Below are 9,861 nucleotides of genomic sequence, written 5' to 3' on the forward strand. Positions count from 1 at the left end.
TCATCACGACGGAGGAGTAACTCCGCGCTACATGGCCACCGGCGGGTGCAACCGCTCCAGCGTCCACACACGATTGCGATGCGCCGCCCATGTACTGATGCCGATCGCACCCACCGTCACCAACGTCAGAACCAACACCGGAATCCACATCTGCGAGGGGCTGCCGCCCATGATGGTCTGCCGTAGCCCCTGCACGGTGTAGGTCATGGGGTTGAACGGGTGGATCCAGCGGAAGAACGCGGGCTCGACCGCGGTCGGATAGATGCCGTCCGCCGAGGTCAGCTGCAGCATCAGCAGTGCCATGGACAGCACTCTGCCGACCGACGGGCCGAACACCACGTTGAGCATCTGGATGAGTGAGATGAACGCCACCGCCGACAGTGCCATGATGGCCAGTGCGCCCATCGGGTGAACCGGCGTCATGCCCAGACCGAAGCGCAGTACCAGCAGAATCACCACCGCCTGCCCGAGCGCCAACAGCAGCGCCGGCTGCAGCGAGGCCATCACGACCCGCAGCGGGTGCAACCGTGTGGCCACGGCGCGCGACTGGAGTGGCGTGAGCAGCAGCCAGATCATGATCCCGCCCACGAACAGTGCCAGCGGCACGAAGAACGGGGCGAACCCGTAGCCGAACGTCTCCGCCGGGTTGTCATATATCGACGTGAGTGTGATCGGGTCGCCGATCGTGCGCGCCATGTCCTCGCGGTGCTGGTCATCCCACTGCGGGACCCGGTCGGCGCCGGCGGCCAGTTCGCTCGACAGCCGGCCGGTGCCGTCTTTGAGGGTGTGTGAGCCGTCGGCGAGCCGGCTGGTGCCGTCGACGAGGCGGCCGGTGCCGTCGGTGAGGTCGCCGGTGCCCTCGGCCAGGGTGGCCGCGCCCTCGTCCAAGCGTGCGGCGCCCTCGTCGAGCTGGCGCACGCCGTCGACGAGGGTGGTGGCGCCCGTGTCGAGTCGCTGCAGTCCGTTGTCGAGTTGCGCCGCGCCGGCGCCCAGGGCGTTGATCCCGGTGAGGAACTCGCCGGAGGGATCGTTGAGTGCCGACGACAACTCGCGGGCGCCGTCACGCAGCCGGTGCAGGTCCGACAGCTGCGACGAGCCGGCGCCGAGGCCCTGTGATTCGAGTTGGTCGGCCAGGGTCTCCAACTGCACGGAGACCGGTACCCCGGCCGATCCGGCGGAGCTCCCCGATCCCACGGACCCCGGACCGGTGGCCAGGCCGGTGGTGGCCTCGACCTGCCTCATCTGTGCGGCGGCCTGCCGCAGCGGGGCGATCGCGGCGTTCTGCGCCTGCGAGAGCTGATCCAGGACACCGGCGAGCTGGTCGACTCCGCCGCTGACCTGCGCGGCCCCGTTCCCGAGCCGCTGCACTCCGCCGTCGAGGCGCTGGACGCCCTCGTTGAGCTGCGTCGCGCCGTCGGCGGCAGTGCCGATCCCGCCGGCCAACTGGTCGACTCCGGAGCGGGCCTCGTGGATCTTGGTGGCCAGCTGGTGGTTGCCGTCCGCGAGCGTGGCGGCGCCCTGGTCGAGGGTGCGGGCGCCGGCGTCGAGTTCGGCGGACTTTTCGCTCAGCTCGGTGATGCCGTCGTCGAGTGTGCCCGCGCCGTCGTCGAGCTGCGCGGCACCGTCGGCGGCCTCGCGCAGCCCGGCGCCGGCATCCTGCACACCCACGAGGACTTTGTCGACGGCCTGCGCTGAGATGGCCGAGCCCACCGCGTTGTGCAGTTCGGCTGTGGCGCTTCGTCCGATGAGGCTGGACAGGTAGTTGCCGGATTGGTCGTAGGTGACGGTGATCGCGGCCTGGCGCGGGTCGTCCCCGGTGGGTGAGGCGACGGATTCGCTGAACTCCGGGGTCAGCCGAACCACGAAGTTGTACTCGTGATCGGACAGTCCGGCTTCGGCCTCGGCGGCGTCGACCAGCCGCCAGTCGAGCTGGTCGTTCTGCAAGAGTTCGTCCACCACCTGGTCGCCGGCGCGTAGTGGTTCGCCGTCGACCTGCGTCCCGGTGTCGTCATTGACCAACGCGACCGGCAACTGGGAGGTCCGGCCGAACGGGTCCCAGAAGGCGGCGAGGTACAGGGCGCTGTAGAGCAGGGGCATGAGCACCAGCACGACTATCGCCACGCGCGGTAGCCGTCCGCGGCCGAAGCGCTTGAGCTCACTGCCGATGGACAGTCCGGAGATCATGCGAGGCCTTCCTTGGTGGCGGGGACGGTGACCATGTGGTGCTCGGGCGACCCCGCGGGCAGGGAGTCCACGGAGGACAGGATGACGGTGCTCTGGTCGGCGTCGGCGATCTCGGCCAGGCGTTGCAGCGCTCGTGCGCGTTCCGCGGGGACGCGGACCTGTTCGATGTCGTCCACTACCAGTATCGGCGTGCCCTCGTAGCGGGCCAGCGCTATGCGCAGCAGCAGGCGATCCAGTTCGGTGAGGTCGCCGACGTAGGTGCGCAGCCCGGGCAGGCGGAGGTCCCCGTACACCGGGCCGAGGAGCTCCTCGAGTTGGGCTGGGCCGGTGCGGCCACGCGGGCGCCACCACGGGCTCATCCACGCGCGCTGCTCCGCCACGACCGTGCGGACCGTGACCGCCGGGTCCAGCTCGTCGATGCCCGAGAATCCGGCGATCGCCGACCGGGTGAAGATCTCGCGACTGCCGGTGTGACCGAGCACCTCGAGCCGCCCCTCGGTGGGTGCCATTCGACCGGCCAGGGTGAGCAGGAGGCATGTGCGGCCGTTGCCGGGGTGGCCGCGTAGGACGGTGATTCCACCGCGGTCGATATCCAGATCCACGGGGCCGAAGACCCGGCCGTGGTCGCCCACCAGCCCGAGGCCGCGAGCGCGCACCGCTGGTTCCGGGACTTCAGGTGGCTCAGCGCTTTCGGCGGGCTCAGCGTTGTCGGGGGGCTCAGCGTTGTCGGGATTCTCGCGTGCAGTGGTCATGGTGACGTCCCGGGTGGGTGAGGTCTTCATTGTTGGCGGGAGCGACCGGTGGCCGCGGCCGCGCGCTTCGTTGCGTACGCGGCGATCTCCAAAGCGGACTAGACTCCACTTTATACACCGCTGCCGATCCCACCGCATGGCAGCCGGCCACGCCCCCCATACGGGCGGGTCGCGTTCCGGCACATCAGAACCAGTCGAGCGGTGTGCCGTAGAGCCGGTCGTGCGGGATGCTGCGGGCGATGAGGTCGGCGAGAGCCTCGCGGTCGTTCTTCAGCGCCGCGCCCCGGCGGGTGGGCCGTAGCTCGCCCTTGTACTTGCGCACCAGCCCCAGCGCCCGGGCCCAGTCCCGCAGCTGCCAGATCGGGAACGTGAGGTCCTCGCGGTTGTTCTTCCCGATCCACTGGCGGTGCCAGCCGGTGTCGACCATCAGTTGCTCGACCATCGCCGGCGGCAGGTACCCGGCCGCGGTGAGTTTGACGCCCTCCCCGATCCGCTCGAGCAGGATCTGCAGCTTCTCGGCCTCCTCCAGCTGGATTTCCCGGAGGGTGGCGGGCATCTCCGCGACCCGGGCCACTCGCTGTTGGGCATCGTCGAGGTCGAACGCTTCCGCATCCCACCCCGCCCAGAACTCGAGTGTGTGCGGGTCCCAGCCGTCCGGGTCGGCGTCCCCGGCGATCCACTCGTTGTAGGACCAGATCCCCCCGCAGTCCTCCGGCGGGCATGCCCGGCGACCGGCCACCACGGTTGCATCCGGAATCTCGTCGTCGTCGCCATGTTCCAGGACCTTTTCCACGGTGACGCGGTGCCACCAACTGTCACCGAAGTCGTACCAGTACAGGAACTTGTCGCCCACGCTGTGGGCCAGCTCGTCCAGCCGCACGTCGGCCTCGTCGAGCTCGCCCATCTCGCCGGCGTCGGGGTAGTCCATGGAGCCGAAGTGCTCGGCGTCGCGGTCCTGGCGCGACGACGAATGGATGAACTCGTGCAGGTGGCTGTTCGTCCAGCCCATGGCCTCCTGCAGGATCAGGTGCAGGCGCGGCAGCATGAGGTCGCTGCGCAGGTCCAGGCGCCGCCAGATGGGCGGGGACGAGTCCAGCAACTCGACCTTGACGCGGTACGTCACCGGTGTCTCGCGCCTCGGGTGGCGGCGGTTGACGGCCGGGCGTTCCCACGGCGACTGGTAGTCCGCCCCGGCTGCCAGCGAGGCCATCAGCTCGGTCTGCGGGACCCCCGCGCTCGCGAGCGCGTCGAGAACGGCCTGTTTCAGTTCATCTGCGGAGAGGTCGCCTGGTCCGTACGGGCGGTCTGTCGAGGGCGTCACCTCATCGACGATACGAGACTCGAGCGCCGTACTGGGGCATCCCGGGCCGGAGAAGTAGGCTCACCCGCCATGGACAACGTCGAACCCGGCCTCTTCGACCTACCCGAACCCGAACCCGAGCCCGCGCCGCAGTCCTCGCCTGCGCGTCCCCGTCGCGGGAGGAACCGCGAGACGTGGTCCTGCACTGTCACCGCGGCGGTGTCCGTTGACGACCCGGCGGCGGTGACAGCCGAACTGACGCGGTACCAGGAGGACACCGTGGTAGTCGACGCGTTCTCCGGCGAGGTGATCGAGGATCCCGCGAGCGAGGAGGCGGGACCCGATCCCGCCCTTCCGCCGTTGGAACAGCTGCCCTGGCTGCTCTGGCCCACGGATGGGCTGGAGGAGCTCCTCGAGGGAGGCGCTTTCACCGTTCTCGAGGTCGCCAGCGCGGTGACGCCTGAGGCCCCCGACCGGGGCACGTTCACGTGGACGGTCACCGTCAAGCTCACCGACGTCCAGTGCCTGCGGCAGCTCGCCACGCGCGCCCATCCCGCCGATGCCGACCTCATCGGAGACGACCTGGCGGTCGCCTGGCAGCGCGCTGCCGACCCGTTCGCTCCCCTGCGCTCGATCCCGGGGCTCTCGTGGCGGCCGCTGTCCGTCGAGGTTGAGCACCTGCCGGCGCGAAAGGGATGACGACGACGAGCGCCTCCACTGCCCGGTCGGGCCCGCTCCCGCCGGCTGGAGCGGGTCCTGCTGCGACGACGCCGCCGCTGCGCCCCCCTCCGGCCCGCGAGTGGTCACACCCGTCCCCGCACAGTTACCCCGTGCCAGCTGCCCAGTCTTCGTATCCGCCATGCGGTTGGCCTCGGTACCGGGTCCGTGTCACCAGCTCTTTCGGAGGGTGGGCCCCCTCCGCCGCCAGCGCCACGCGCAGCCATCGGTCAGGATCACGTCCTCGCACGGCGCTCGGGTCATCAGCGGCCAGCTGCTCATAGCGGCCCCCGAACACGGTGAGATTGACGCTGCCGGGTAGTGCCGCTGACGGCGCGAGCACCCCACGGTAGCGCTCACCCTGCAGCCATGCCGCCAATTTCTGACACTCGGCGTGGTCATCGGCTACCGCCACCTCGGGGTCCAGACCGCACGCCGTCCAGTCGTCGAACGTCGACAGGTCGGCGACGTCGTCCAGAACCACGTACGCCTGCCACAGCGATCGTCGCTGCTCGACTACCGCCTCTGGAGTCCGCAGGGCGAAGTAGCGGACCAGCTCCGCCCACGCCCCCGCGGGCGACAACGCCAGGTACTGGGCGTAGCCCTCGCCTCTCCGATGCCAGCGACCGCTCGACTGCACGGGCACGCCGCCGAGGCCGGCGTCGTGCCAGAGCGGTGGCTGCGCGTGCCCCACCTGGCGAAACGCGGCCCGTTCCACGTGTATCCGCGGGGGCGCCTTCCTAACGGAGGCCACCGCGCGCGAATTCCAGAAGCTCTGCCTGCGCCCGGAGGTCGCCCTCCTCGAGCACCTCGAGCGGTGACCGTCCGTCGAGCTGCGGCACCGGGTTGTCGAACCACATTCGGACCCCGCGAGCCGTCATGGCCGTCCGCAACTCCACCACGAGCTCGGCCACCATCTGCAACCGCTCGAGCGCGGCTCTACGCGGCACCGCTCCGGCCCGCCAGTTGGCCAGGACCCGCGACTGTGCTCCTACAACCCGCGCGATGTCGTCAGCACTCCACCCATCCAGAGAGGTGTCGAGGAGCGCGAGCGCTTCTTGCGGATCTTCGATCCGGGCGAGGCGCTTCTGACGCTGTATCCGCGACAGGACAGTCCGCATCCCGACGAGGGCGACGAGCAGGTCGTCGGCGTCGTCTTGTTCATGTGCAGTCCGCGCACGGATGAGTAGGGACAACAGACCGTCGATGTGAACTCTCGGCGCTGTAGACGGCCACGAGTGGAGCAGTTCCAACGCGAAATCGGTGAGCTCGGTGATGAACTCGTCGGTCTGACGCCGATCCTCCGAGACCCCTGCCTCGATCGTGGCCGCAAGCGTCTCGGCCGCTGACCGGGCGGTGTCCTCCGCGCCTTCGAGCGTTGCTGCCATCATTCCGTCCTTCTTCCAGTGCTATGGAAGTTTACCCGTAGATGGCCGTGGGCGGGACTTCTCGGAGACCGCGGTTCCAGGTACCTCCTCGACGGCGATGCAAGCCCACAACTGCCCGCAATCCGGACCAAACCAGACCGCAACCACCCCTAGCGTGGAAACCGCACGCAGCAACCTGCACGCGCCAACCCGCGCAAAAGAACGCGCCCGGCAGAAGGGACCCCATGAAGATCGCCATCACGACCCCGCAGGGCAACGTGGGCCGCCACCTCACGCGCATGCTCATCCGCGCCGGGGCCAGGCCGGTCCTGCTCACCCGCCACCCGGACCAGATCCCCGCCGAGCTCGCCGAGCACGCCGAACCGAGGCAGGCCGACTCCCGCGACCCCGACCAGGTCATCGCCGCCACGGCCGACGCCGACGCCGTCTACTGGGTCGACCCACCCGCCGAATCCCCCGATCCGCTGGACGACTACCGCCGCGCGACCGAGTCCATCGTCGCCGCGATCGAGGCGAACGGGATCGGCCGGGTCGTCTTCCAGAGCAGCGTCGGGGCGGAGAAGCGCCACGGCGCGGGCGAGATCGACGGCCTCGCGGAAACAGAAGTCGCCCTCGACCAGACCACCGCTGCCGTCACCCATCTGCGCTGCGGCTACTTCTTCACCAACCTGCTGTTCGAGGTGGAATCACTCCGGGCCGGCCGGCTCCAGACCGTGCTTCCCCTCGACGCGCAAATGAGCTGGGTCGCCCCGCGGGACATCGCGGAGGTCGCGACGCTCACCCTGCTCAACACCGACTGGCGCGGGCGGCGCGTGCAGGCCGTCCACGGCCCCGAGGACCTGTCGTGGGCCCAGGTCGCGAGAATCCTCACGGAGGAGCTGGGTCGCGAGGTCCGCGCCGAGCGCATCACCGACGAGCAGATGCGCGACCAGTACCTCGGCGCGGGCATGCCACCGGCCTGGGCGGACGCACTCCTGGGCATGTCGACCGGCCTACGCGACGACTTCGTACCCGAGCAGGCCCGCTCGATCGTCACCACCACACCGACCCGCCTGCGCAGCTGGGCCCGCGAGGAGCTCGCCCCGATCGTGTAGTCACCGCAGCGCCTCGATCGCCCTGTCCGGCTGGCCCATGATCACCTGCGCCCGCGCGCGGACCAGATCGCACCGCCGACCGAGGTGCCCCGCCGCCGCAGGCGCCATACCGGAGGAGCCCGAGCCGGGGTGCCCGGCCGCCGCAGGCGCCGCGCCACCGGAAACCGCCGCCGCGCCCCCGACCCCCGCGAGCCATCGCTCCACCACCTGCGGGTCGGAGTCGGCGGCGCGCTCGGCGGCGTCGAGGATCACGCTGATCTTCTCCGCGGTGGCCGCGGGCCCGAGCGAGGCCAGGTGGCCGGCCCGGGCGAACGCGTCCTGGCCGGGCAGAGCGGCGGCCGCGCGGTGCAGCGCGGCGCGCTCGGCGGCGGACGCGCGCGAGTAGGCGGTGAACCGCACGAGCGGGTGGAGGGGCTCAGCCGCCCACGTCGAGATGAGACCCCAGTCGCGCAACACGCCCAGGTGCCGGCCCACGTCAGCGACGCCGGCCACCGCCTCCAGCTGCGCGGGGTCGGCGCTGCCCAGCACGGCGATCGCGGTGAGGGTGCGCCGGGCGCCCGGGTCGAGCCGGGCCAGGTCCGCGCCGACCACCGAGCTCAACGCGTCACCGCCCGCCCCGGCCCCCTCGTGCAACACATGCTCGAGCGTGGTGGCGTGCGGGTTCCGCCGAAAGGCGCCGATCAGCGTGCGGGCGAACAGCGGACTGCCGGCGGCGGATTCCACGACGGTCCGGCGTTGCCGGGGATCGAGGTCGGCGGCGAGGGCGGCGACCTCGTCGTCGTCGAGTGGTCCCACGGTGAGGTGCTCGATGGTCGCGCCCACCCGCCGCGCGGCGTCGATGAGGGATGTGGGTGTCATCCCGGTCCGGTAGGCCAGGACGGTGTCGGCGGCGTGCGGGAGGACGGCGGCGAAGAGCCGCAGGGAGGCGGGGTCGATCCACTGTGCGTCGTCGATGATGAGCAGTCGGGGGCTCGCCTCGAGGAACCGGCAGCACTGTCGGTGGATGGCGGCCGGGGAATGGTCGGCCACGACGCGCTCGAGGTCTTGGTCGAACAGCCGCTCCACCAGTTGTCGCGCGGCCGCGAGGGGGGTCTCGGTGTCCGGGTAGGGGTCTCCGCGCAGGAAGAGCGTCGGCCGGTCGAGCTCGGCGAGCGCGCTGAACAGCAGGGCCGTTTTGCCGGAGCCGAGCGGGCCCTTGACGAGCGTCAGCCGCGGCGGGCCGGAGCCACCCGCCTCCAGCTGCTCGGTGAGCCACTCGAGTTCAGTTGTCCGGCCCTGCATCGCTCCCCTGCCCCTGCCCCTGCCCCGGGGTTCTCCGTCATCGCTGACCCGACGCGGCGGACCCCTCGGTGACAGTGAACCCCAGGACAGGCGGCGGGAGTGGCGATTACCGCACTTGTTCGTAGTAGCCGACGCCGACGCATCCGTCGTAGCGCCACGCGCCGCCGGTCCAGGTGAAGCGGTGGATGGTGGGGTCGCCGCCGCCCTGGTAGTAGGCCTACTCGCCCTCGGTCCCCTGATGGGTGGGCTCGGGCGGCAAGTTGTAGGCGTTGGCCGTTCCCGCTCCCGCCAGAGCGATGCCGGTGGCCGTGGCCGCGGCCAGTAGCCCTCCCGCCAGTGCCCGTCGAATCCTGTCGGTCATAGTGCCCTCCTGATGGCTGGTGCTTCCACGCCCCAGTGTCTCGGCGTCGATCGGCCCCGGGTACCCGTAGCGCTACGGGTTTTAAGGAGCGTCGCGCGGCGGCGGAGGGTTGCCGGATAAGAGAGGGATCGCCGTGGGGTGACGGGGGAAGACCGCGGGACGACGACGACAAGGTCATCCCCACCCGCGCCCCGCATCACGCGCGGAGGCGGGACATGCTGGGAGGGCCCTCTGCGGGGAGCCCCGCGATCGAGCGGACGGGCGGCCTGCACGGGCCGCCTGGTCGCGCGGTGGACTTCGCGCGGTCTCACTCCTCGCAGAGGCAGAACGGGTGCCCGACGGGGTCGAGGTACACCACGAATCGCCCGTCTTGGCTGGGCTGGTGATCGTGCCGTCGGGCGACGGCGGCGAGGACGGTCGGCTCTGCGTCCGCGATCGAGTTCACGTGGAAGTCGAGGTGCACCTGCGTGGGGACCGGACCGTCCGGCCAGGTGGGCGCGCGGAAGTCGGGGACGGTCTGGCAGGCGAGCGCGAGCGCGCCCGACTCACCTTCTGGCGGCAGGACGTCGACCCAGTCCGGATTCTCGCCGTCGTGTATCCGCCAGCCGAGCATCGACGCGTAGAACTCGGCGAGCTCGCGCGCGTTGGGACAGTCGAGGGCGACGACCACACGCCGCGCGCTGATACCAGCCATGGCATCACGCTACGACCGGTGCGAGCCCTCCTCAACCCCGGGACACGCGGCCCGAAGGGCTTACCGCACTCGACTGTGCCTGCCTGAGCA

The 9,861-nt window shown here is 70.6% G+C and carries 10 protein-coding genes; 2 read left to right on the top strand and 8 right to left on the bottom strand.

Annotated features, from left to right (window positions below; all coding sequences use genetic code 11):
• Positions 1–27: 27 nt before the first annotated feature.
• The 3 genes from VYL96_RS12765 to VYL96_RS12775 form a co-directional block, all read right to left on the bottom strand.
• Positions 28–2,184, bottom strand: coding sequence for a YhgE/Pip family protein (locus VYL96_RS12765; RefSeq protein WP_109149276.1), 2,157 nt, complete (start codon positions 2,182–2,184; stop codon positions 28–30).
• Positions 2,181–2,840, bottom strand: coding sequence for an ATP-binding cassette domain-containing protein (locus VYL96_RS12770; protein WP_243699733.1), 660 nt, complete (start codon positions 2,838–2,840; stop codon positions 2,181–2,183). The genes VYL96_RS12765 and VYL96_RS12770 overlap by 4 nt, the downstream gene beginning before the upstream one ends.
• Before the next feature lie 280 nt (positions 2,841–3,120).
• Entirely contained in the window at positions 3,121–4,257 is a 1,137-nt protein-coding gene (locus tag VYL96_RS12775; protein WP_243699734.1) for a plasmid pRiA4b ORF-3 family protein, read from the bottom strand.
• Between the two features lie 69 nt (positions 4,258–4,326).
• Here VYL96_RS12775 and VYL96_RS12780 point away from each other — a divergent pair, with 69 nt between their 5' ends.
• Positions 4,327–4,935: a hypothetical protein gene (locus VYL96_RS12780; RefSeq protein ID WP_109149277.1), complete on the top strand. Its 609-nt coding sequence runs from the start codon at positions 4,327–4,329 to the stop codon at positions 4,933–4,935.
• A 124-nt stretch (positions 4,936–5,059) separates the two neighbouring features.
• Here VYL96_RS12780 and VYL96_RS12785 read toward each other — a convergent pair whose 3' ends face one another.
• Both VYL96_RS12785 and VYL96_RS12790 read right to left on the bottom strand, forming a co-directional pair.
• Positions 5,060–5,671 (bottom strand): RES family NAD+ phosphorylase, encoded by a 612-nt coding sequence (locus tag VYL96_RS12785; protein WP_061915426.1) that lies wholly within the window; start codon positions 5,669–5,671, stop codon positions 5,060–5,062.
• A gap of 22 nt (positions 5,672–5,693) precedes the next feature.
• Complete coding sequence (locus VYL96_RS12790; RefSeq protein WP_131886032.1) at positions 5,694–6,341, bottom strand: antitoxin Xre/MbcA/ParS toxin-binding domain-containing protein; 648 nt, start codon at positions 6,339–6,341, stop codon at positions 5,694–5,696.
• A 224-nt stretch (positions 6,342–6,565) separates the two neighbouring features.
• Between VYL96_RS12790 and VYL96_RS12795 the strand changes: the two genes are divergently transcribed.
• Complete coding sequence (locus tag VYL96_RS12795; protein ID WP_106384999.1) at positions 6,566–7,435, top strand: NAD(P)H-binding protein; 870 nt, start codon at positions 6,566–6,568, stop codon at positions 7,433–7,435.
• Here VYL96_RS12795 and VYL96_RS12800 read toward each other — a convergent pair whose 3' ends face one another.
• The 3 genes from VYL96_RS12800 to VYL96_RS12810 form a co-directional block, all read right to left on the bottom strand.
• A complete protein-coding gene (locus VYL96_RS12800; protein WP_061229170.1) occupies positions 7,436–8,716 on the bottom strand; it encodes an AAA family ATPase in 1,281 nt (426 codons plus the stop codon). It lies immediately after the preceding gene.
• Positions 8,717–8,933: 217 nt separating this feature from the next.
• Positions 8,934–9,077 carry a hypothetical protein gene (locus VYL96_RS12805; protein WP_156482577.1) on the bottom strand — a complete coding sequence of 48 codons (144 nt, stop codon included), beginning with the start codon at positions 9,075–9,077 and terminating at the stop codon, positions 8,934–8,936.
• Between the two features lie 307 nt (positions 9,078–9,384).
• Positions 9,385–9,771, bottom strand: a complete 387-nt coding sequence (locus VYL96_RS12810; protein ID WP_061229171.1) for a VOC family protein — start codon at positions 9,769–9,771, stop codon at positions 9,385–9,387.
• Positions 9,772–9,861 lie beyond the last annotated feature (90 nt).

The organism is Dietzia maris (assembly GCF_036287335.1).
Classification (GTDB): Bacteria; Actinomycetota; Actinomycetes; order Mycobacteriales; family Mycobacteriaceae; genus Dietzia; species Dietzia cinnamea.

What these genes read in the sequence shown, in the direction of transcription:
- VYL96_RS12795 (WP_106384999.1), top strand. Translation starts at nt 6,566, where the DNA reads ATGAAGATCGCCATCACGACCCCGCAGGGCAACGTGGGCCGCCACCTC.
- VYL96_RS12800 (WP_061229170.1), bottom strand. Translation starts at nt 8,716, where the DNA reads ATGCAGGGCCGGACAACTGAACTCGAGTGGCTCACCGAGCAGCTGGAG.
- VYL96_RS12810 (WP_061229171.1), bottom strand. Translation starts at nt 9,771, where the DNA reads ATGGCTGGTATCAGCGCGCGGCGTGTGGTCGTCGCCCTCGACTGTCCC.
- VYL96_RS12765 (WP_109149276.1), bottom strand. Translation starts at nt 2,184, where the DNA reads ATGATCTCCGGACTGTCCATCGGCAGTGAGCTCAAGCGCTTCGGCCGC.
- VYL96_RS12780 (WP_109149277.1), top strand. Translation starts at nt 4,327, where the DNA reads ATGGACAACGTCGAACCCGGCCTCTTCGACCTACCCGAACCCGAACCC.
- VYL96_RS12805 (WP_156482577.1), bottom strand. Translation starts at nt 9,077, where the DNA reads ATGACCGACAGGATTCGACGGGCACTGGCGGGAGGGCTACTGGCCGCG.
- VYL96_RS12790 (WP_131886032.1), bottom strand. Translation starts at nt 6,341, where the DNA reads ATGGCAGCAACGCTCGAAGGCGCGGAGGACACCGCCCGGTCAGCGGCC.